The following is a 21,475-nucleotide window of genomic DNA, read 5'->3' on the forward strand; positions in this document are numbered from 1 at the left end:
TTCACTCTTCCTCGCTCGCGATGGCGTTGACCGCCGCCGCCGTCATGGCACTGCCGCCGCGGCGGCCGTGCACCACCAGGTGATCCAGGTCGCTGTCGGCCAGCGCCCGCTTGGACTCGGCCGCCCCGATGAAGCCGACCGGGATGCCGAGCACCGCGGCCGGTCGGCCCGCGCCCTCGGCGACCAGCTCCAGCAGCCGGAACAGGGCCGTCGGCGCGTTGCCCACCGCGACCACCGCGCCGTCGAGGCGGTCGCGCCACAGTTCGAGTGCGGCGGCGCTGCGGGTGGTGCCGAGCCTCGCGGCCAGGTCCGGCACGCTCGGATCGGTCAGCGTGCAGACCACGTCGTTGTCGGCGGGCAGGCGGCGCCGGGTGACGCCGGCGGCGACCATGTTCGCGTCGCACAGCACGGGCGCGCCCCGGCGCAGCGCCTGCCTCGCGCGGACGACCACGGACGGCGACCAGTCCAGGTCCGTCACGAGGTCGGTCATGCCGCAGGCGTGGATCATGCGTACCGCCACCTGCGCCACCTCGGGCGGCATCCCGTCGAGGTCGGCCTCGGCGCGGATCGTGGCGAACGAACGCCGGTAGATCTCGGCTCCGTCGCGGATGTAGTCGGTCAAGGGTGCCTTTCCTCGTATCCGTCGCCGGTGGCGACCATCTGCACGACATCACCGCGGGGGAGTCCGCAGCGGCGTTCGCAGCCCGCCCAGTGCACGGGCGTCGGTGGGGGAGCGTCCAGGGCGGCCACCCAGCGGCGGGCGTCCTCCTGCACGTCGGCGCGTGACTTGGCGCATCCCGGACGGCCGGTGCAGGCGGTCACGCCGATCCAGGGGGAGGCCGGGTCGGTGACCAGCCCGGCCGCGCTGAGCGCTTCGGCCGCGTGGTCGGCCGCCTCGGGGGCCAGGTCCAGCAGGATCACGCTGCGCCACGGTGTCAGCCGCACGGGCGCGCCTTGTGCGGCGATCGCCACCGCCTGCGCGCCGCTGAGCCGCCCGAGCGGCACGACGGCCTCCAGCGCCACCCGCCCATCCCGCTGCGGGACGACCCCGGCCCGCCGCGCGCCGGACTCCCCGGAGGGCCGGGGCACCGTGGCGGAGCCGTCCAGGCCGAGGCGCGCGGCGATCCGGGCGGCGCCGTCCGGGATCTCGGCGAGACGCCAGGACTGGGCGCGTTCGTCGAGGAAGGCTTCGGCGGCGGCGAGCATGAGGCCGGCGGCGGTCCGGGCGTCGGCGGGGAGCGCGGTGCCGGCGCCGGCCAGGAGGAGGCCGTGGCCGGGAACGTACGTGATGTCGGCGTTCAGGCCGATGACGTCGCCCGTGCCGTCGTCCACGGCGAACAGGAAGCGGCCCGGCAGGTCGGCCAGGCGGGGGCGGGCGCACAGGGCGCGGTCCAGGGCCTCCACCAGGGGTTGCGGGTCGAGGAGGCCGTGCGGGCCGCGTCCGCCGAGGGGTGAGGCGACGATGTTGCGTACGCGCTCGTGGGCGGGGGAGGGCAGGAGGCCGGCGGCGGCGATCCGCGCGGCGAAGTCCCCGGGGGAGCGCAGGCCGCGCACCTGGACGTTCGCCCGGGAGGTCAGCTCGATCACGCCCGAGCCGAGCCGCGCCGCGCACGCGGCCAGCTCCCTGAGCTGGGCGGCGGAGATCGCGCCGCCGGGCACGCGGACGCGGGCGAGCGCGCCGTCGGCGGCCTCGTGCACCTGCAGAGCGCCCGGGCAGGCATCGGGACGCACACGCTCGGGGGTGGTTTCGCCTGCTTCCGGGACGTCGAGGTGGCCAGGGACGGGGGTGTGCGGCTGGAGCGGTCCCGGGCCGGCGGCGGGAGGCGCTTGCCCGGAATAGTCGGCTATGGGCACGAGGAGGATGGTAACGCCACTTCTGTGAAGCGGCAGTTCTGCCGTAGGCTCCCGGTAGGCGATGGCAAAGGGAGGAAGCCGGTGCGAAACCGGCGCGGTCCCGCCACTGTGACTGGGGAGCGAACCCCACCGCAAGGCCACTGCCCGGCGACGGGTGGGAAGGTCGGGGTGAGCGCTGATCCGGGAGCCAGGAGACTCCTGCCGTCGCGTCACCCGCTACTGGGGCGAGGACCCCGAGGGAGGATTGCGCCGTGCCAGGCGACAGCCGTACCGTCCTGCTGCTCTCCACTTCCGACACCGACCTGCTGAGCGCCCGCGCCGGCGGCGCGGCCTACCGCCTGGGCAACCCCGCCAGGCTCGCCCCTGACGACCTGCCCGAGCTGCTGGAGGGCGTCGACCTCGTCGTGGTACGGCTCCTCGGCGGCCGGCGCGCCTGGGAGGAGGGCCTCGACGCGCTGCTGGCCGGGCCGCGCCCGGTCGTGGTGCTGGGCGGCGAGCAGGCTCCGGACGCCGAGCTGATGGAGCTGTCCACGGTCGCCGGCGGTGTGTGCGCCCAGGCCCACGCCTACCTGGCGCACGGAGGGCCGGACAACCTGACCGAGCTGCACGCGTTCCTGTCGGACACGGTGCTGCTGACCGGGCACGGGTTCGCCCCGCCCGCCCCGACGCCGTCGTGGGGGCGGCCGGCGCGCGAAGCCCGGTCCACGCGCGGGCCGGTGATCGGCGTGCTCTACTACCGCGCGCACCACTTGGCGGGCAACACCGCGTTCGTCGAGACGCTCTGCGCGGCCATCGAGGACGCCGGCGGTCAGGCGCTGCCGGTCTTCTGCTCGTCCCTGCGCACGGCCGAGCCCGAGCTGATCGAGACCCTGCGTACGGCTGACGCGCTGGTCGTGACCGTACTGGCGGCGGGCGGCGCGCGCCCGGCCACGGCGGGCGCGGGCGGCGACGACGAGGCGTGGGACGTCGGCGCGCTGGCCACGCTGGACGTGCCGATCCTGCAGGGTCTCTGCCTGACCACCTCCCGGCAGGCGTGGGAGGAGAACGACGACGGCCTGTCCCCGCTGGACGCGGCCTCGCAGGTGGCGATCCCCGAGTTCGACGGGCGGATCATCACCGTGCCGTTCTCGTTCAAGGAGATCGACCGCGACGGGCTCACCGTCTACGTCGCCGACGCCGAGCGGGCCGCACGGGTGGCCGGCATCGCGGTACGTCACGGGCTGCTCCGCCACACCGCGCCCGCCGAGCGGCGGCTGGTGGTGATGTTGTCGGCGTACCCGACGAAACACTCCAGGATCGGCAACGCGGTCGGCCTGGACACCCCGGCCAGCGTCGTCCGGCTGCTGACCCGGCTCGCCGAGGCCGGGTACGACGTGGGCGAGGGCTTCCCCGGCGTGGCCGCGCAGGACGGCGACGCGCTGATCCACGCCCTGATCGCCGCCGGCGGCCAGGACCCCGACTGGCTCACCGAGGAGGCCCTCGCGGCCAACCCGGTACGCATCTCCGCCGCCTCCTACGAACGCTGGTACCGCACGCTGCCCGAGGAGCTGCGGGCCGGGATGGAACGGCACTGGGGGCCGCCGCCGGGCGAGCTGTTCGTGCACGAGGGCGACATCGTGCTGGCCGCGCTGCGGGCCGGGAACGTCGTGGTGATGGTGCAGCCGCCGCGCGGCTTCGGCGAGAACCCGATCGCGATCTACCACGACCCCGACCTGCCGCCCAGCCACCACTACCTGGCCGCCTACCGCTGGCTCTCCGAGGAGTTCGGCGCGCACGCGATGGTGCACGTCGGCAAGCACGGCAACCTGGAGTGGCTGCCGGGCAAGTCGGCGGGCCTGTCGGCCGCCTGCGGCCCCGACGCGGCCATCGGGGACCTGCCGCTGGTCTACCCGTTCCTGGTGAACGACCCGGGGGAGGGCACGCAGGCCAAGCGGCGGGCGCACGCCGTGCTGGTGGACCACCTGGTGCCGCCGATGGCGCGGGCGGAATCGTACGGCGACATCGCGCGGCTGGAGCAGCTGCTCGACGAGCACGCCACGATCGCCGCGATGGACCCGGCCAAGCTCCCCGCGATCCGGGCGCAGATCTGGACGCTGATCCAGGCCGCCCGGCTCGACCACGACCTGGGGCTGGCGGACCGGCCGCACGACAGCGAGTTCGACGACTTCCTGCTGCACGTCGACGGGTGGTTGTGCGAGGTGAAGGACGCGCAGATCCGCGACGGCCTGCACGTCCTCGGCCAGGCGCCGGCCGGGGCGGCGCGGGTGGACCTGGTGCTCGCGATGTTGCGGGCCCGTCAGATGTGGGCGGGCCGCGAGACGCTGCCCGGCCTGCGCGAGGCCCTCGGCCTGGCCGAGGACGGCACGGCGGGTCTCGGCGCCGTGGACCGAGCGGAGGCGACGGCCCGCGCCCTGGTGGAAGCCATGGAGGAACGCGGATGGTCCCCGGACGCGGCGGAAGAGACCGCCGAGACGATCCTCTCGCCGACCGCCCCTGAGAGTGTCCGGCTGGTGGGTCGGATCCTGCGGTTCGCGGCGACCGAGATGGTGCCGCGCCTCGCGCGTACCACCGACGAGATCGACCACGTGCTGCACGCCCTGGACGGCGGCTACGTCCCCGCCGGGCCGAGCGGTTCGCCGCTGCGCGGGCTGGTCAACGTGCTGCCGACCGGGCGGAACTTCTACTCGGTCGACCCCCGCGCGGTCCCCAGCCGCCTGGCCTGGGAGACCGGCCAGGCGATGGCGGAGTCGCTCCTGGAGCGCTACCGCACCGACACCGGCGAGTGGCCGCGCTCGGTCGGCCTGTCCGTCTGGGGCACCAGCGCCATGCGCACGGCGGGCGACGACGTGGCCGAGGTGCTGGCCCTGCTCGGCATCCGTCCCGAATGGGACGAGGCCTCCCGCCGCGTCACCGCCCTGGAGCCGATCCCGCTCGCCGAGCTGGGCCGGCCGAGGATCGACGTCACCATTCGCATCAGCGGCTTCTTCCGGGACGCCTTCCCGCACGTGGTCGCGATGCTCGACGACGCCGTACGCCTGGCCGCCGGCCTGGACGAGCCCGACACGGACAACTACGTCAAAGCCCACGTCCGGGCCGACGGCGGCGACGAGCGCCAGGCCACGATGCGCATCTTCGGCTCGGCGCCCGGCGCGTACGGGGCCGGGATCCTGCCGCTGATCGACAGCCGCAACTGGCGCGACGACACCGACCTGGCCGAGGTGTACGCGGTGTGGGGCGGCTACGCCTACGGCCGCGACCTCGACGGCGTCGCCGCCCGCCCGCAGATGGAGGACGCCTACCGCCGGATCGCCGTGGCCGCCAAGAACGTCGACACCCGCGAGCACGACATCGCCGACTCCGACGACTACTTCCAGTACCACGGCGGCATGATCGCCACCGTCCGGGCGCTCACCGGCCGGGCACCGGCCGCGTACGTCGGCGACAGCACCCGCCCCGACGCCGTACGCACCCGCAGCCTGTCGGAGGAGACCTCCCGCGTCTTCCGCGCCCGGGTGGTCAACCCGCGCTGGCTCGCGGCGATGCGCAGGCACGGCTACAAGGGCGCGTTCGAGCTGGCCGCCACCGTCGACTACCTGTTCGGCTACGACGCCACCACGGGGGTGGTCGCCGACTGGATGTACGACAAGCTGGCCGAGACGTACGTGCTGGACCCGGAGAACCGGGCGTTCCTGGCCGAATCGAACCCGTGGGCCCTGCACGGCATCGCCGAACGCCTCCTGGAGGCGGCCGAGCGCGGCATGTGGGAGCACCCGGACCCCGACCTCCTGCGCGGCCTGCAGGAGGTCTACCTCAAGACCGAGGGCGACCTGGAGGACGACACCAGCCGCTGAGCCAGCTCCGGCCGCCCGGCCCAGTGCAGGTGCAGGTAGGACGCGGTCACCTGGGCGTCGCCGTACCCGTCGGCGCCGCCGTCCCAGCGGAACAGCGGCGCCCGCTCGTACGCGACGGCGGTGCGGTGGAACTCGTGCCCCCGGTAACGCTCGCCCGCCCGCGTCAGCGGAGAGTCCCCGAGGGCGACGGCCTCGCGGTAGCCGAGCGTCAGCCGGTCGGTCATGCGCGCGACGCCGGGCACCCGGCCGCACATGCGCCGCCCGTCCAGCTCCGCGCACAGGTAGAGCAGGCCGGCGCACTCGGCGGCGATCGGCCCGCGAAAGGCCGCCACCTGGGCGCGCAGCGGGTCGTTGGCCGCCAGCTCGGCCGCGTACACCTCGGGAAAGCCCCCGCCGACGACCAGCGCGGCCGTCCCTTCTGGCAGCCGATCGTCCCTGAGCGGGTCGAACACCGCGACCTCCGCACCCGCGGCCCGCAGCAGCTCGGCATGCTCGGCATACCCGAACGTGAACGCCGCCCCACCGGCGACGGCCACCACCGGCCTGCCAGCCGCCGGCCCACCGAGGGCCCGCGCGGGGTCCCATGCCTCGGCCGGCAGCGGCGGGGCCGAGCGGGCCAGCCGTACGAGCGCTTCCAGGTCGCAGGAGTCCGCCACCAGCGCGGCCAGCCGGTCGACGGCGGCCACCGCCTCGGGCTCACGCTCGGCCGCGGGCACCAGCCCCAGGTGCCGGGACGGTGCCGAGACGGCGTCGTCCCGGCGGATCGCGCCGAGCACCGGCACCCCGGCCTGTGCCAGCGCGGCCCGGCAGAGCGCCTCGTGGCGGTCGGAGCCGACCCGGTTCAGCACCACCCCGCCCATCCGCACGCGAGGGTCGAACGTGGCGAACCCGTGCACCACCGCCGCCACCGACCGGCTCTGCCGCGCCGCGTCCACGACCAGCACCACCGGGGCGTCCAGCAGCCTGGCGACGTGCGCGGTGGAGGCGAAGTCCGTTTCCCCCCTGCCGTCGAACATCCCCATCACGCCTTCGACCACGGCGACGTCGCACCCGGCGGCCCCGTGCAGGAACAGCGGCGCCACCAGCTCCTCGCCGGTCAGCCACGGGTCCAGGTTCCGGCCGGGACGCCCGGCGGCCAGCGCGTGGTACCCGGGGTCGATGTAGTCGGGGCCCACCTTGTGCGGCGAGACCCGCAGCCCCCGCGCCCGCAGCGCCGCCATCAGCCCCGTCGCCACCGTCGTCTTGCCGCTGCCGGACGCGGGCGCGGCGACCACGAGCCGCGGAACTACCACTCGATGCCCTTCTGGCCCTTCTGGCCGGCGTCCATGGGATGGCGTACCTTGCCCATCTCCGTCACCAGATCGGCGACCTCGACCAGCCGCTCGGGCGCGTCCCTGCCAGTGATCACCACGTGCTGGTTGCCCGGCCGCGACGTGAGCGTCGCGAGCACGTCGTCCAGCTCCAGCCACCCCCATTTGAGCGGGTACGTGAACTCGTCCAGCACGTAGAACCGGTACGTCTCGGCCGCCAGGTCCCGCTTGATCTGCTCCCAGCCCTCCCTGGCGTCGGCCGCGTGGTCCTCCTCGGTGCCGGGACGCTGGATCCACGACCAGCCCTCGCCCATCTTGTGCCAGGTCACCGTGCCGCCCTCGCCCGTCCCGCCGAGCACCTTCAGCGCCCGCTCCTCGCCGATGCGCCACTTGGCCGACTTGACGAACTGGAACACCCCGATCGGCCACCCCTGGTTCCACGCCCGCAGCGCCATCCCGAACGCCGCCGTCGACTTGCCCTTCCCCGGGCCGGTGTGCACGATCAGCAGCGGCTTCGTGCGGCGCTGACGCGTGGTGAGGCCGTCGTCCGGCACGACGGCGGGCTTCCCCTGCGGCATGGTCAAACCGCCTTCCTGTAGGTACGGATTCCCGAGCCGCCGTAGTCGCGGGCTCGCGAGCCCCCGTCGCCCCCGGCCGCCGGGCTTCTGCGGTCGCGGTCGGTCGCGTTCCTGTGGTCGCGGACGACCGCCCCGAGATCGGAGCCGCGGCCCGAACGGGCGTCCAGGGAGTCGAGGGGCACCAGCCGCGCTCCCAGCCGGGCGGCCAGCCGGACCGCCAGGCCGAGCCGCACAGGGCCGCTCTCGCAGTCCACCACCACGCTCGTCGTGCCCGTGAGCAGGGCGGCGGCCCGGTCCACGTCGCCGCCCGCCGTGGCGCGGCCGTCGGTCACCAGCACCAGGAGCGGACGCCTGGCCGGGTCGCGCAGCCGCTCCACGCGCAGCACCTCCGCCGCGCGTACCAGCCCGGCCGCGAGCGGCGTCCGCCCTCCGGTCGGCAACGAGCGCAACCTGGCCGCGCCCGCCTCCACCGACGAGGTCGGCGGCAACGCCACCTCGGCGCCCGCGCCGCGGAAGGTCACCAGGCCGATCTTGTCGCGTCGCTGGTAGGCGTCGAGCAGCAGGCTGAGCACCGCCGTCTTCACCGCGCTCATCCGCTTGCGGGCCGCCATCGAGCCGCTCGCGTCCACCACGAACAGCACGAGGTTGCCCTCCCTGCCCTCGCGCAGGACCTCACGCAGGTCGTCCTCGCGCAGCACCAGCCCCGGGCCCGTCCGCCCGCGCGCCGCCTGGTGCGGCGCCGCCGCCAGCACGGTCGCCGTGAGGTGCAGGTCGCGCACGCGGCCGGCGGGACGGCGGGCGCCGGTCGCCCGGCCGTGCGCCGTCCTGGACCTTGACCGCCGTCCCGCCACACCGTCACCGACGCCGGGCACGTCCAGCAACGGCACCCGGTACGGCGCCGCCGCCACCGCCACCGCGCCACCCCGGCCACCCGCACCATCCGGGCCGGCACCATCCGCGCCATCCGCGCCCGGACCATCCGGATCCGTGCCACCTTGACCTGCGCCATCGAGACCTGCGCCATCGAGACCTGCGCCATCGAGACCTGTGCCATCGCGGCCCGCGCCATCCGCGCCGGTTCGAGTTGAGCCATCGGTGGCGTCCCGGCCTGTGCCGCCCTGGTCGGCGGAGCCGTCCGCCTCACCCCCGGGGCCGTCGCACCGTCCGCCACCGGGAGCCGCGTCCGTGCCGTCGCCGGAGGAGCCGTCGCCGGACGGGCCGCCCGGCCCGCCGCCGGACGGGCCCTCGGGCGGGTCGTCCTCGCCGCTCGTCCGGTCCAGCAGTTCCTCCAGCAACGACTCGTCCAGCCCCGGCGCGTCGAACGGGTCGCGGCGACGGCGGTGCGGCAGGGACAGGCGGGCCGCGGCGCGTACGTCGTCGGTCGTCACGGCCTCGCGCCCGTGCCAGGCCGCGTGCGCGATGGCGGCGTTGGCCGTGACCAGGTCGGCGCGCAGGCCGTCCACCTCGAACCCGGCGCACACGGCGGCGATCTGCCGCAGCCGCGCGTCCGGCAGCCGGACGCCGGGCACCCGGGCTCTGGCCTGCGCGATCCGCGCCGCCAGCGCCGCCTCCTCGGCGGCCCACCGGACGGCGAACGCCTCGGGATCGGCGTCGAACGCGAGCCGCCGCCGTACGACCTCGGCGCGTTCGTCCGGGTTACGGGAGGCCCGCACCTCCACCGTCAGCCCGAACCGGTCGAGCAGCTGCGGGCGCAGCTCACCCTCCTCCGGGTTCATGGTGCCGACCAGGAGGAAGCGGGCGGCGTGCCGTACCGACACCGACTCGCGCTCCACGTAGCAGGTGCCGAGGGCGGCGGCGTCGAGCAGCAGGTCCACGAGGTGGTCGTGGAGCAGGTTGACCTCGTCCACGTACAGCACGCCACGGTGTGCCGCCGCCAGCAGGCCCGGCTCGAACGCCTTCACCCCCTCGGTGAGCGCCCGTTCGACGTCGAGCGAGCCGACCAGGCGGTCCTCCGACGCGCCCACCGGCAGCTCGACCAGCGCCGCCGGACGGCGCAGGACCGCCGAGCCGGGCTCGTGCGGCCCGTCGGGGCAGCCCGGATCGGGCGCGGCCGGGTCGCAGGCGAAGCGGCACCCGGCCACCACCTGTACGGGCGGCAGCTGGGCGGCCAGCGCCCGCACGATGGTCGACTTGGCGGTGCCCTTCTCCCCGCGTACGAGCACGCCGCCGGTCCGCGGCGAGACGGCGTTGAGCACCAGCGCCAGCTTCAGGTCGTCGAGCCCGACGACGGCGCTGAACGGATACGTGACGATCAAGACGGGACCTTCCGATTGACATGGGCCACCCGCCAGCCGTCCCGCGTGGCGGTCAGCTCGGTGGTGGACAAAGGCGCGAGGTCGAAGCGGGCGGCGGCGAGCGGCGGCAACCCCAGCGCGTGGCCGAGCGCGGCGCGGATCACGCCCACGTCGCACACGACGACGCCGGACGGCTCCGCGCGCGTCCCCTCCAGCCAGCCGGCGACGCGCGCCGCCAGCGCGGCCAGGCTCTCGCCGCCGTGCGGCGTCGCGTGCGGATCCGACAGCCACCGCGCCAGCGCCTCCGGCTCCCGCTCCGCGACCTCCGCGTACGCGAGCCCGCGCCACCGCCCGCAGTCCGCCTCCGCGAGCACGTCCGCCACCACGGGCTCCAGCCCCATGGCGACGGCAGTCCGCACCGCCGCCGTGCTCGGCGCGGACCACACGCGGTCCGCCCGCAGGGCGGGGGCCCGGGAGAGGCTGGAGGGGTCGGGGTCCTCGTTCGCCGGGAAGCGGGCCGCTCGCATTCCCGGCGTGCCGGCATGACGGACGAACAGCACCTGCTCAGCCCGCTACGGCGGCCACGGCGGACCGGCGCGCCGCCCGGTCGCTCAGCAAGCCGAACAGCACGCCGAACGCCGTCCAGAACACCAGCTGCGTCCCCAGGGACGCGACCCTGAACTCCCACAGCAACGTGGCGGGGAACCCCTCGGGCACCTCGTCCATCCCCGGCAGCAGCACCCACGCCGCGACGACCGGCACCAGGAACGCGGCGGCGGCCATGCCCCACCGCGCCCACGGGCCCGCCGTGACGCGACGCCCGGTGGCCACCGCGACCGCGGTCGCGGCCAGGCCGACGAGGATCATCACCACGTAGAGCAGGGTCCGCTGGTCGATCGTGGCAGGGTCGCCCACCGCCGGCGGGTTCGCCGGATATTTCACGAACGGCACGAGAATGATCGCCCCGAACGCCGTCCCAGCGGCGGCCAGCGCCAGCCCGCCGTCCGATCGCGGGCCGACCCGCCCACGCAGTCCAGCGAAGACCAGGGCGAAGACCCCGCCGACGGCGACCCCGTAGAGCCCGGTGGCGAGGAACAGCCCGGCCTTCTGCACCGGCCTGCCGAGCGCCCCTTCGTCTCCGTGCTCATGGTCATGTACGTGCGCGGCGGCCGGAGCCGCCGCCCCTTCCTCCAGCGCGATCGCGGCGTCCAGGTGCGGCTCACCGAAGACGAACGCGAACCCGCCCGCGACGATCCCGGCCAGCAGGCCCGCGAGCAGGCCCCTGACCAGCAGGGTGCGTACCATCTGACGTCCCTAGTGGCACGGAACGCCGAGCAGATGACGCCCGTCGTGCATGAGTTCGTGCAGGAACGGCCCCGCCTGGGAGAGGGCGCCGTTGTCCATGAGCACCAGGTAGCCGACGATCAGCAGCAGCGGCACGACCGCCAGCCATGGGCGCAGGCGGGGGAAGGGGATGGAAGAAACGGACGAAGGAGTGGTCAGGTCACTCATACATGCCTCCTCAGGGATGACGCGTCCCGATCTGTTGAGGTCACAGGGGCCCGAGCGACCTGGCTCCCGGGATCCATGTCCCGGATACAGTGGCGCGACCGCACCGGCTTCTCACCGGATTTCCCTCGGGCAACCGTGAAATCTACCGGAACGTATCCTTTCCTCCCGTTCCCGTCAACAATCGAGGGGTCCGTCGCGTACGGGGCAGATGGGGGCGGCTCGTGCGGCGGTCGATACGCTGCGCTCGTGAGCCTGATCGCACGCCGCAGGGAACTGGCGGCGGTGGAGCGACTGCTCGACCGGGTCGCCGCGGGGTCCGGCGGGCACCTCTTCGTCACGGGGCCTGCCGGAGCCGGCAAGACGGCGTTGCTCGACGCGGCGGCGGAACTCGCCCGCGCGCGGGCCATCCCGGTCTCCCGCATGGACGCCGACGACCTCTCCCGGCTGATCGCCCGGGACGGCCCGTCGGTCTCCCGCACCGACCCCGACGGGCAGTGGATCGCCCGGGACGGCCCGTCGGTCTCCCGCACCGACCCCGACGGGCGGTCGATCGCCCGGGACGGCCCGCGCCTCATGCTCATCGACGACGTCGACCGTGCCGGTCCACAGGCCGCGGAACGTCTCGCCGACCTCACGTCCGCTGCGGGAGCAGGGCTCCTCGCGGCCGGCTCCGACCCCCTCGGGCTGACGCCGGAGCTGCGCCTGCGCGGCCTCACGGAGGGCCAGCTCGCCGAGCTGGTTCCCGATCTGCCGGCCGGAGCGGTTCACGCGGTGTGGCTGGCCTCGGGCGGGCTCCCCGGAGCCGCCCTCACCCTGGCGGACGAGCTGGCCGGGCTCGACCCCGCCGCTGACCCGGTGATCCACCTCGCTCTGTCCACGCCGTCGCGCGCGGCGTTCCTCGACCTCGACGCCGGGCTGGTCCGCCTGCTGGAGGCGGCGGCCGGGCGTCCGTCGCCCCCCGCCACCCGAGCCAGGGTGCTGGCCCGGCTCGCCCGCGAGCTGCTGGGCGACCCGTCGGCCGCGGCACGCCGGCGGGAACTGATCGACGACGCGTCGGCCGCCGCCCGGACGGCGGCCGACCCCGGCGCGGTCGCCGAGGTGCTCGACGCCCGGCTCCACGCGCTGTGGGATCCGGCCGCCGCTCAGGAACGCCTGACCACGGCCGCCCAGATCGTGGAGCAGGCGCGGCTGACAGGCGACGGCGAGGCCGAGCGGCGCGGGCTGTTCTGGCGCTTCGTGGCCTTGGCCGAGCTCGGCGAGCTCGCGAGTGCCGAGGCCGCGCTGACCGCGTACTCCAGAGCCGGCGAGCTGGCCGGAGACGCCGAGGCGGCGGTGATGGTGCTGGCTCGGCAGTCGATGCTCGCCACCGTCCGCGGCCGCTTCGACACGGCCGCGGTGCTCGCCGAGGAGGTCGCCGTGCGCGGCCGGCGGGCCGGGCTGGCCGACACCGAGCGCCTGGTCGGGTCGCTGCGCAGCGCGATCGACGTGATGCGGGGTGACGTCGCGGCCCACGTGGGGGTGTGGCAGGACCTCGCCCGGCGGCTGCCCGGGCACTTCTTCGAGGCGACGGCGGCCAGGGCGCTGGCCGAGTCCGGCCGGGGCGTCGAGGCGGGTCTCGAACTGGAGCGGCTGCTGCCCGCCGTACTCGCCGGATCCGGGCCGCGGTGGATCGGCGCGGTGGCCGATCTCGCGATCGTGGCCTCCGGAGCCGGTGAGCCGGCGGCCGCCGAGGCCTTGTACGCCGCGCTGCTTCCGTACCGAGGGCGCCTGGTCGTCTGGGGCGGCGCCAACACGATCGCCGGCCCGGTCGACGACTATCTCGGCCGCCTCGCGGCCCGGCTGGGCCGTACCGGCGACGCGCTGTCCCACCTCGACCGCGCGGTCGAGACGGAGGAGCGGATCGGGGCCCTGCCCTGGCTCGCCCACACCCTGGTCGCGCGGGCGTCGGCCGCCGGAGACCGGGCCGGCGACGATCTCGCCAGGGCACGCTCGATCGCCGAGCGTCTGGGCCTGGCGGGACTGCTCGCCGAGCTCGCGCCGCCCCCCGACGAGTGGCGGCTGACCAGGGACGGCGACGACTGGCGGCTCGACGCCGGTCCGGAGACGGTACGGCTCCGCGACGGGCGAGGCGTGCGGTATCTGCGGACGCTGCTGGCCGCACCCGGGCAGGAGATCCCGGCGCTGGACCTCGTGGCGGGCGGGCCCGGGTTGCGGGCGTCCGCCGGGGAGCCGGTCCTGGACGCCGCCGCGCGTGCGGCGTACCGGCGGCGGGTGCGGCAGCTCGACGAGCAGCTCGACGGGGCCGACCGTGCCGGCGACGCCGGACGGGCCGCCACGCTGCAGGCGGAGAGAACGGCGCTGCTGGCCGAGCTGCGGCGCGCCACCGGGCTCGGCGGCCGGCCCCGGGTCCATGACGCCGAGACCGAACGGGCGCGGGTGAACGCGACGCGGGCGTTGTGGGCGACCGTGCAGCGGATCGAGCCGGCGGCACCGCTGGCGGGGGCCCATCTGAGGGCGTCGCTGCGCACCGGCCGGTTCTTCCGGTATCAGCCGGCACCCGGCGGGCCGGGCCGCTGGCGCCTGTGACGCGCGCCACGAACGATTCGTGCACCGTGAGGTCACGCCTCCCTGGTGGAGTTTCACGAACGGGAGACGTACATGCCGGAGTATTTCGGGGGCCTCGCGGCCGACAGCCATGGCACAGCCGATGACCGCCCGCCGCTGGTCTTCCTGCACGGTCTGACCTATGACCGGCGGCAGTGGGTACCGGTCCTGCGCGAGCTGGCCGACATCGATCCGGGGCGCCGCGCGCTCGCCTTCGACCTGCCGGGACACGGGGGCTCGCCACGCCGCGACTCCTACCACTCCGAGGAGGTCGTCGAGGTGGTGCACCAGGCGGTGACCGCCGCCGGGCTCGACGCGCCGATCATCGTGGGGCATTCGCTCGGCGGCGCGCTGGCGACGGTCTACGCCGCGACCCATCCGGCTCGTGGCGTGGTCAACGTGGACCAGCCGCTGCTGGTCGGCGGCTTCCGCGACGTGCTGCTCCAGGCGGAACCGCGGCTGCGCGGCCCCGGCTGGCGGCAGGTGTGGGAGTCCATGGTCGCCGGGATGCACGCCGATCTCCTGCCGCCCGCCGCGCGCGAGCTCGTGCGGACGGCCACGACCCCCAGGCCGGACCTGCTGCTCGGCTACTGGGCCGAGCTGCTCGACACACCCGCGGAGGAGCTGACCCGGCTCCGCACCCGTGACCTGGCGGCCATCCGCGAACGCGGGATCGCCTATCACCACGTCAGCGGCAACCCGCTGCCCCCGGCCTACCGGAGCTGGCTGGAGTCCGCCCTGCCCGAGGTCGCCGTCAACGTCCTGCCGGACAGCGGCCACTTCCCCCACCTGGCCCACCCCGCGGAACTCGCCGAGATCCTCACCGGCTGACCGCGCGGTCGCGGTCCCTCGGCTTCCGGCGTCGATCGGGTTCGAGCCCCGACGCGGCGACCGGTCGGCTCAAGCCCGCGGGATGAGCAGTTCACGAAGCGGATCGCCGCCGTCGATGAAGAGCCGGGCCTCTGCCGTGGTCGCCGCCGCGATGCGCTGGAGCACCCGCCGGCCATCCTCGGGATGTCGCCCGTCGAGGGCGCCGACCCGGACGGCGAACACGATGTCGTACGGCTCTTCGTGAGGCCGCAGGACGAAGTCTTCGCCCGCGCTCCGGCGGACGCTCATGCGGCCGGATGCGATCTCGTCCGTCGCGGCGGCTTCGGCCTGCGCGATGGCGGTGGCGGATCTGTCGATGGCCAGGATGTGGCCGGTGGTGAGCCGGGCTGCGACCGCTCGTGCGGCCGCGCCGGGCCCGCACCCGATTTCGAGGACACGCGAGTGTGGCTGAAGGGGAAGCGCGTTCACGACCGCGGCGAGGCGAGGTGACAGACGTGTCGGCATGAGCGGAAGACTAGATGACGGTCGGCCGCCTTGAGAGCCGACGTCGGCGACAGTCGTGGTGGACGCGGATCCGGTAGTGGCCGGCACGGCCGTTGAGCGAGCCGCCCCCGGTTCATCGAACCGCGAAGGCCCTCCGGGGGCGTGCCTCCGGAGGGCCTGGCGATACGTGCTAGCCCTTGTGGACGGCGATCTCGGTGAGCGTGGGGGTGTACTGCTCGGTGGCGATCTGCGCCGTGAGGGCGACGCGGAGCTTCGACGTCGTGATGTCGCCGAAGCCCGTCACGGACAGGTCGTGGCCGATGCCCTGGTCACCGCTCGCGAACGTCACCCAGGCGCCGGTCGCGGCGTCCCAGCGCCGCAGCTCGAACGACTGCACCCGCGGGTTGGTGCCCGAGTCGGTGTACTCGTCGAGGTACACCTCGTCGAAGGTGGTGTCCGCGCCGAAGTCGACGTCCACCGTGATCGGGTACGCCGCGTCGTCGGCCGCCGCCCAGCGGGTCGCCGGGTCGCCGTCGGTCAGGTTCACCGCGCCGAGCGTGCCGTTCGCGCCCGGGTGGGTCGAGCTCGCGGTGACCGGCTTGCCGAGGGCGAGGTTCTCCCGGTCGTCGCCGGGCTCCTCCTCGATCGGATTCTCGTCCACCGGGTTGTCGACCTTCTGGCCGCGCCGGTGCTCCGCGATGCCGATGTCGGGCGCGTCGCCGTAGTAGATGTGGGTGCCGAGGAAGTCCTCGGTGCCCAGGTGCGGGTTGTAGCGGCCGGCGTCGATGAGCGGCGAGTCACCGCGCAGCTTGAAGTGCGCCGCGGCCTTGCGGATGCGGTCCACGCCCGCGCCGGTGACGTACTTCGCCGGGTCGCCGACGAACCTCGGATCCACGCGCAGCTTGTTCGGGTCGGCCGGCTCCTGGTCGGAGTGCTGCCCGCTCGCCTCGTAGAAGTCGTTGTTGGAGAACACGGCGTGACGCAGCGCGCCGGTCCTGCGGTACCACGGCGTCGAGTCCGTCTTCGAGGTGTTGTAGAAGATGTTGTTCAGGAAGTAGACCGGGCTCAGGAACGTCTCGTCGTGGAAGGTGTCCAGGTCCGCGCCGTCGTACACGAAGGTGTTGTTGACGAAGTACGTCGGCGAGTAGTTCGTCGACAACATGTTTTTCACCAGCACGCCGTTGTCGTTGACGCTCAGGTTGTAGCGGGCGACGGAGTTGGAGCTGTTGCCCATGTACGCCATCCAGCCCGCCGCGTTGTCGTGCGAGTAGTTGAACTGGTACGTGACGTTGAAGTTCGTGTACTCCAGGTCCCACGGCGTGCCGTCGAACTCGTTGTTCGGGCCGCCGTACACCTCGTTGTACTGCATGACCGAGTCCGCGCCGGCCCACAGGTAGAGCCCGCACGACACCGCGTCGTAGCGCTCCAGGAACCCGTTGACCTCGTTGTACTCGACGGTCATGTTCTTGGTGTTGGCGAGCTGGATCGCGCCCTGCCCGACGCTCTCGGCGTAGTTGTGACCGATGTAGACGTCACGGCTGTACAGGTCGCGGGTGCGCACCCACAGCTGCTCCCAGCCCTCGTGGAACTTGCCGCTCTCGTCGTACTGGCCGGCGTCGCGGCCGTCGGCGTTGAACCAGTTGAACGCGAACTGCACGGCGTGCAGCTCCACCTTGTCGAAGGTGTTGTCCTCGATCCGGACGTCCTTGAAGTGGTAGCCGCCGGTGCCGTACGCCTTGTAGCTCTTCTCGCCGAAGACCTGGAAGCTGACGCCGCCGTAGTGGATCTTCTGCCAGGTGCTGGGGCCGTCGAGGTCGTGGACGTACACGTTCGAGATGCGGAAGTGGTCCATGACGCTGTCGGCGCCGGCCGGCAGCAGGTCGGCGTTGATCGTGACCGCGATGCCGTCGCGGACGTACGACCCGGTGGTGATGTTCGTCGCGAAGTCGTCGTCGTTGGACAGCTCGACGTTGTCGATCTCGTAGTACTGCTGGTTGCGCAGCACGATGGCGCCGGTCAGGCCGACCGTCTCGGGGTTCTTCGTGCCGTCGGCCCGGAACGGGCTCGGCACCTTGCCGTTGGCCGCGATGTACGGCCGCCGGGCCTTCGGGTCGCCGTACGCCGAGATGGTGATCGGCTTGCCGTCGCTGCCGGAGCCCTTCGGCCACAGCTGCTCGTCATGCCACTGCTCGCCGGCCTTGAGCAGGATCCGGTCGCCCGGCTGGAACGTCGTCGCGCTCACCTTGGCGAGGGTGCGCCAGGCGTGCTCCGGCGAGGTGCCGGAGGCGTCGTCCTTGCCGTTCGTGGCGTCGACGAAGTAGTCCTGGCCACCGGTCGGGTTGGGCGAGTTGCCCGGCAGGTCCCGCTCGGCGCTGGCGACGTTGTCAGGAACGGACGCGGCGGACGCGGCCGGCGCGATCGATCCGGCGACCAGCGCGGCCAGCACGGCGGTCAGACCCACGCGCAACATCCGCGCCACGGGGGGTGGTTGGAATCTCAATGCTGTACATCCTCTGGATTGACGGATTCCACCGCCGCCGTGTCGACCGTGATGTCGCTGCCGTCCACGCGGCGCCGGAGGAACTGGTGGAACTTCTCCTCCACGAGCGACTGCCGGATCCGGCGGGAGTAGTCGGCGAACGCCGCCTTCTCGTCGACGGTCCTGCCGGTGAGCTCGTAGAAGGTGATCTGCCCGGCGCTCGGCACCGGGTCGGAGATCCGTCCCGGTGCGAGAGTGCCGAGCACGGCCATGAGGTCCTGTTGATGGGCGGCGGTGCCGCCGCCGTGGTAGGTGTCCGTGGTGAGCTTCGCGCCGGGCTCGCGCTTCGCGACGTCCCGCAGCCCGTCCGCGGCGGCCACCCGCCGCTGGAGTGCGGCCGCGTGGTCCGGCCCGGCGCCCTCGGGCACGGGCACCACGAGCTTCGTGTACGTGTACGTGGTCGCGTTCGCGCTCCACGCGTCCTTGTCGGCGTCGAACGCCTGCCTGACCTCGGCGTCGGTGACCCAGAGCGGGTCGCCCGCCTTCGCGCTGAGCCGCTGCTGCAGCAGCGTGGTGAGCTCGGCGCGGCGGTGGGAGTAGTACTCCTCGGGCGAGAACTCCGCCAGCCCGTAGACGACCTCGCCCCTGGCGATGGCGTCGGTGCGCCGCGCGTTCTCCTCCTCCAGCTCGGTGAGGAAGGCGGCGTGGTCGACGGAGCCGATCAGCCCCTGCTCCTTGGCGAGGACGAGCGTGGCCTTGTCCTGCCGGATCTCGTCGAGCGCGCGGTCCGCGAGCCGCTGGAGCGCGGTACGGTCGCCGGCTCGCGCCGTCCAGTCGATCGCGCCCGTCAAGTGGTACTGGTTGCGCAGCTCGTTCTGCACGGCGGGCGCGAGGCGCCGCATGTGGAACAGCAGCTCGTCGCGGGTGACGGCGTGCCCGTCGATGGCGGCCACCTCGTCGGTGCGCTGCGCGAGCGCCATCCCGGTGGCCACCAGCGCGGCGAGTGCGACGCAGACGCCGGTGACGAGCACGGCCAGCCGCCTCGACCGCCGCCCCGCCCCGCCTTTCCCGTCCCGCTCGGCGCCGCCGCTTCCCCCGCGTTGCTTCGGGGGGCTCTGAGCGGCGCTTCCCCCGCGCTGCTTCGCGGTGCTTCGAGCCGGGCCTTTCGCTGTGCTTTTCGCCGGATGCTTCCCGGGTCGCTGCCCGCCGCCTCTCACGGGGCCGCCGTCTCGATCACCGCCACGCGGGCGACCACGGGCGTGTCGCGGGTCTCGGTGATCTCCACCCGGACGGCGTCGGCCTCGGCCGGCGGGAACGTCAGGACACGCTGGTAGCCGACCGCGTTCGCCTCGGCGAGCGTCGTCCAACGCCCGGCCCTGCGGCCCTTGACGACGACGTGCTCGACGCGCTGCCCCTGCGTGATGTCCTCGCCCACGACGACCGCCTCGACCACCCGCGACCGGTCGAACGCGAGCGTCACCCCGGGCACGGGGTCGGCGTCGTCCGGTCGCCACGGCGTACGCGCCAGCCCGGGCCACGCGGTCGCGACGTCGCCCGGCGTGCCGGACGTCACCGTCGCGCTCGCCTCCACGCGCCGAGCCCGGAAGCCCTCGATGCGCCGCCCGAGCTCCTCCAGCACCGTCACGTCGGCGTCGTGGACGAGCCCGTCGCGGGCCGGCGGGACGTTGAGCAGGAAGCAGGAGTTGCCGCCGACCGACTTCAGGTAGATGCCGAACAGCTCGTCCACGGACCGGACCGCGCCGTCCTCGGCCGGGTGGTGGAACCATCCGGGCCGGATCGAGGTGTTCACCTCGGCCGGGTACCAGACCAGGTCGTCCTCGTGTCCCGCCAGCGCGGCGCGGCTGCCGAGGTCGAGGTCGTCGCTGCGGACCAGCCGGGCGAACGTCCCGTCGTCGGCCTGCTGCGAACGGTCGGCGATCCGCTCGGCGTCCTGCAGCTCCCTCGGGACCACGCTCCACTCGTCGGGGCGGGTCTGCCCGGCCTCGTTGCCGCACCAGCGGACGTCGGGCCCGCACACGTTGATGACCGCGTCCGGCTGCAGCTCGCGCACCACCGCGTAGTAGCGGTCCCAGTCGTACACCTGTCGCCTGCCGTTGGGGCCCTCGCCGTTCGCGCCGTCCAGCCACACGGTGAACACCGGGCCGTACCGGGTGAGCAGCTCGGTGAGCTGGGCGACGTAGAAGTCGTCGTACGCGGTCCCGCCGCCGTACGACGCCTCGGTGCGGTCCCACGGCGACAGGTAGACGCCGAACTTCAGTCCGTGCCGCCGCGCCGCGTCGGCGACCTCCGCGACCACGTCGCCTTGGCCCCCGCGCCACGGCGAGGAGGCCACCGAGTGCGTCGTGACGTCGCTCGGCCACAGGCAGAAGCCGTCGTGGTGCTTGCAGGTGAGGATCACCCCGGTCATCCCGGCGTTCTTCAGCGCCCTGACCCACTGGTCGGCGTCGAGACCGGCCGGGTCGAAGAGGGCCGGGTCCTCGTGGCCCTCGCCCCACTCCCGGTCCGTCATCGTGTTCATGCCGAAGTGGATGAACCCGTAGAACTCCATCTCCTGCCACACGAGCTGGCGCTCGCTCGGCCTGACCGCGGCCAGCGCGCGTCCGTCCATCAGTGGAACCTCCGGTTGTACGAGGCGAGCACGCCCAGCAGGACGAGCAGCGCGCACAGCATGATCGCGAGGCTGCCCCAGCCGACGGTCGTACGGACGGCGACGACGACCACGACGCACACGGCCGCGACGAGCGTCCGGGCGGTGACGACGAGCGCCCCGCGCGTGGATTCCTTCATGAGGGTCTCCTGTCAGCCCTTCACGCCGCCGGACGACATGCCTGCGATGAGCCGGCGCTGGATGAGCGCGTAGAGGATGAGGACGGGGACGATGACGATGACCATGCCGGCGTACAGGCGGCCGTAGTCCGCCGCCGCCTTCTGCGCGGTCATCAGGTTGAGCAGGCCGACCTGCAACGTCTTGCCCTCGCCCGGGAGCAGGGTCAGCGCGATGATGAAGTCGTTCCAGTAGGCCAGGAAGTTGAACAGGATCACGGTCACGACCGCCGGGCGGGCGATCGGCAGCATCACCCTGGTCATGATCTGGAAGCGGGACGCCCCGTCCAGCGCGGCCGCCTCCTCGTACGAGGTCGGGATCGACCGGAAGTACGCGGTGAGCAGATAGATCGAGAACGGGATCGACGTGGCCGCGTACACCAGTGACAGCACCCCGGGGTTGTCGATGAAGAAGCCCCCCGGCAGCACGTCCACGAGCGCCCGGTCCCAGCCGACCAGCATCAGGAAGATCGGCACGACGATGTAGTTGACGTTGACGAACAGCCCGGCCAGCAGCGCCACCTCGATGAAGGCGCGCCCGCGGAACTCGTACCGCGCGATGACGTACGCCGCCGGCACAGAGACCGCCAGCACGAACGCCAGCCCGAGCAGGGTGACCAGCACCGAGGTGAAGAAGTACTGGCCCATGTGGGCGGTGAAGAACGCGTCGACGTAGTTCTGCAGGTGCAGGCCCTCGGGCAGCGTCCACGGGCTGCCGTAGAACTCGCTCTTCTGCTTCAGCGAGGCGAGCAGCACCCAAGCGACCGGCACCGCGATGGCCAGCGCGATCGCGATGACAAGGAGGTACGTCAGCACCCGGCCGGCTCTGGGCCGGTCGCCGCGGTTGCGAGGTGTGGTGATCGTGGTCATGGGG

17 protein-coding genes and 2 riboswitches are annotated in these 21,475 nt (G+C 73.6%); of the genes, 3 read left to right on the plus strand and 14 right to left on the minus strand.

Annotation, left to right across the window (positions count from 1 at the left end; all coding sequences use genetic code 11):
• Nucleotide 1 precedes the first annotated feature (1 nt).
• Complete coding sequence (locus ACIBP6_RS02730; RefSeq protein WP_397048079.1) at nt 2-622, minus strand: precorrin-8X methylmutase; 621 nt, start codon at nt 620-622, stop codon at nt 2-4.
• Nucleotides 619-1,854, minus strand: a complete 1,236-nt coding sequence (cobG, locus tag ACIBP6_RS02735; protein WP_397048081.1) for a precorrin-3B synthase — start codon at nt 1,852-1,854, stop codon at nt 619-621. Before cobG ends, ACIBP6_RS02730 begins: the two co-directional genes overlap by 4 nt.
• A gap of 17 nt (nt 1,855-1,871) precedes the next feature.
• A riboswitch (cobalamin riboswitch) is annotated at nt 1,872-2,070 on the plus strand.
• Nucleotides 2,071-2,105: 35 nt separating this feature from the next.
• Between cobG and cobN the strand changes: the two genes are divergently transcribed.
• Nucleotides 2,106-5,705, plus strand: a complete 3,600-nt coding sequence (cobN, locus tag ACIBP6_RS02740) for a cobaltochelatase subunit CobN (protein WP_397048083.1) — start codon at nt 2,106-2,108, stop codon at nt 5,703-5,705.
• On the opposite strand, the gene ACIBP6_RS02745 is transcribed toward cobN, so the two are convergent.
• Genes ACIBP6_RS02745 through ACIBP6_RS02770 form a run of 6 tightly spaced genes read right to left on the minus strand, consistent with a single transcriptional unit; the run spans nt 5,660 to nt 11,360 of the window.
• Nucleotides 5,660-6,997, minus strand: coding sequence for a cobyrinate a,c-diamide synthase (locus tag ACIBP6_RS02745; RefSeq protein ID WP_397048085.1), 1,338 nt, complete (start codon nt 6,995-6,997; stop codon nt 5,660-5,662). The two genes, cobN and ACIBP6_RS02745, sit on opposite strands and share 46 nt — an antisense overlap.
• Nucleotides 6,991-7,593, minus strand: a complete 603-nt coding sequence (gene cobO / locus ACIBP6_RS02750; protein WP_397049279.1) for a cob(I)yrinic acid a,c-diamide adenosyltransferase — start codon at nt 7,591-7,593, stop codon at nt 6,991-6,993. Before cobO ends, ACIBP6_RS02745 begins: the two co-directional genes overlap by 7 nt.
• Before the next feature lie 2 nt (nt 7,594-7,595).
• The gene (locus tag ACIBP6_RS02755; RefSeq protein WP_397048087.1) at nt 7,596-9,869 is read right to left on the minus strand and encodes a VWA domain-containing protein; all 2,274 of its coding nucleotides are present in this window, start codon (nt 9,867-9,869) and stop codon (nt 7,596-7,598) included.
• Nucleotides 9,866-10,408: a histidine phosphatase family protein gene (locus ACIBP6_RS02760; protein ID WP_397048089.1), complete on the minus strand. Its 543-nt coding sequence runs from the start codon at nt 10,406-10,408 to the stop codon at nt 9,866-9,868. The genes ACIBP6_RS02755 and ACIBP6_RS02760 overlap by 4 nt, the downstream gene beginning before the upstream one ends.
• Nucleotides 10,409-10,412: 4 nt before the next feature.
• On the minus strand, nt 10,413-11,153 hold the full coding sequence (locus ACIBP6_RS02765; RefSeq protein ID WP_397048091.1) for a CbtA family protein: 741 nt from the start codon (nt 11,151-11,153) through the stop codon (nt 10,413-10,415).
• 9 nt (nt 11,154-11,162) lie between these two features.
• Complete coding sequence (locus ACIBP6_RS02770) at nt 11,163-11,360, minus strand: CbtB domain-containing protein (protein ID WP_111182096.1); 198 nt, start codon at nt 11,358-11,360, stop codon at nt 11,163-11,165.
• Between the two features lie 2 nt (nt 11,361-11,362).
• Nucleotides 11,363-11,511: riboswitch (adenosylcobalamin (AdoCbl) riboswitch) on the minus strand.
• A 95-nt stretch (nt 11,512-11,606) separates the two neighbouring features.
• Between ACIBP6_RS02770 and ACIBP6_RS02775 the strand changes: the two genes are divergently transcribed.
• On the plus strand, nt 11,607-13,946 hold the full coding sequence (locus ACIBP6_RS02775; RefSeq protein ID WP_397048093.1) for an AAA family ATPase: 2,340 nt from the start codon (nt 11,607-11,609) through the stop codon (nt 13,944-13,946).
• A 45-nt stretch (nt 13,947-13,991) separates the two neighbouring features.
• The gene (locus tag ACIBP6_RS02780) at nt 13,992-14,795 is read left to right on the plus strand and encodes an alpha/beta fold hydrolase (protein ID WP_397048095.1); all 804 of its coding nucleotides are present in this window, start codon (nt 13,992-13,994) and stop codon (nt 14,793-14,795) included.
• 69 nt (nt 14,796-14,864) lie between these two features.
• On the opposite strand, the gene ACIBP6_RS02785 is transcribed toward ACIBP6_RS02780, so the two are convergent.
• The 6 genes from ACIBP6_RS02785 to ACIBP6_RS02810 all read right to left on the minus strand — a co-directional run bounded on the left by ACIBP6_RS02785 (nt 14,865) and on the right by ACIBP6_RS02810 (nt 21,471).
• Nucleotides 14,865-15,299 (minus strand): methyltransferase domain-containing protein, encoded by a 435-nt coding sequence (locus tag ACIBP6_RS02785; RefSeq protein ID WP_397048097.1) that lies wholly within the window; start codon nt 15,297-15,299, stop codon nt 14,865-14,867.
• A gap of 169 nt (nt 15,300-15,468) precedes the next feature.
• Nucleotides 15,469-17,748, minus strand: coding sequence for a discoidin domain-containing protein (locus ACIBP6_RS02790; protein WP_397048099.1), 2,280 nt, complete (start codon nt 17,746-17,748; stop codon nt 15,469-15,471).
• A 26-nt stretch (nt 17,749-17,774) separates the two neighbouring features.
• Nucleotides 17,775-18,788 carry a hypothetical protein gene (locus tag ACIBP6_RS02795; protein WP_397048101.1) on the minus strand — a complete coding sequence of 338 codons (1,014 nt, stop codon included), beginning with the start codon at nt 18,786-18,788 and terminating at the stop codon, nt 17,775-17,777.
• A gap of 182 nt (nt 18,789-18,970) precedes the next feature.
• Nucleotides 18,971-20,386 (minus strand): alpha-L-fucosidase, encoded by a 1,416-nt coding sequence (locus ACIBP6_RS02800; RefSeq protein ID WP_397048103.1) that lies wholly within the window; start codon nt 20,384-20,386, stop codon nt 18,971-18,973.
• On the minus strand, nt 20,386-20,565 hold the full coding sequence (locus ACIBP6_RS02805) for a DUF6903 family protein (protein ID WP_397048105.1): 180 nt from the start codon (nt 20,563-20,565) through the stop codon (nt 20,386-20,388). Before ACIBP6_RS02805 ends, ACIBP6_RS02800 begins: the two co-directional genes overlap by 1 nt.
• A gap of 12 nt (nt 20,566-20,577) precedes the next feature.
• Nucleotides 20,578-21,471, minus strand: a complete 894-nt coding sequence (locus ACIBP6_RS02810; RefSeq protein WP_132618074.1) for a carbohydrate ABC transporter permease — start codon at nt 21,469-21,471, stop codon at nt 20,578-20,580.
• Nucleotides 21,472-21,475 lie beyond the last annotated feature (4 nt).

It is taken from the genome of Nonomuraea terrae (assembly GCF_044465245.1).
Classification (GTDB): domain Bacteria; phylum Actinomycetota; class Actinomycetes; order Streptosporangiales; family Streptosporangiaceae; genus Nonomuraea; species Nonomuraea terrae.

Excerpts from the sequence above, each read along its gene's own strand:
- cobO (WP_397049279.1), bottom strand. The coding sequence starts at position 7,593 with ATGCCGCAGGGGAAGCCCGCCGTCGTGCCGGACGACGGCCTCACCACG.
- ACIBP6_RS02765 (WP_397048091.1), bottom strand. The coding sequence starts at position 11,153 with ATGGTACGCACCCTGCTGGTCAGGGGCCTGCTCGCGGGCCTGCTGGCC.
- ACIBP6_RS02770 (WP_111182096.1), bottom strand. The coding sequence starts at position 11,360 with ATGAGTGACCTGACCACTCCTTCGTCCGTTTCTTCCATCCCCTTCCCC.
- ACIBP6_RS02785 (WP_397048097.1), bottom strand. The coding sequence starts at position 15,299 with ATGCCGACACGTCTGTCACCTCGCCTCGCCGCGGTCGTGAACGCGCTT.
- ACIBP6_RS02790 (WP_397048099.1), bottom strand. The coding sequence starts at position 17,748 with ATGTTGCGCGTGGGTCTGACCGCCGTGCTGGCCGCGCTGGTCGCCGGA.
- ACIBP6_RS02800 (WP_397048103.1), bottom strand. The coding sequence starts at position 20,386 with ATGGACGGACGCGCGCTGGCCGCGGTCAGGCCGAGCGAGCGCCAGCTC.
- ACIBP6_RS02805 (WP_397048105.1), bottom strand. The coding sequence starts at position 20,565 with ATGAAGGAATCCACGCGCGGGGCGCTCGTCGTCACCGCCCGGACGCTC.
- ACIBP6_RS02810 (WP_132618074.1), bottom strand. The coding sequence starts at position 21,471 with ATGACCACGATCACCACACCTCGCAACCGCGGCGACCGGCCCAGAGCC.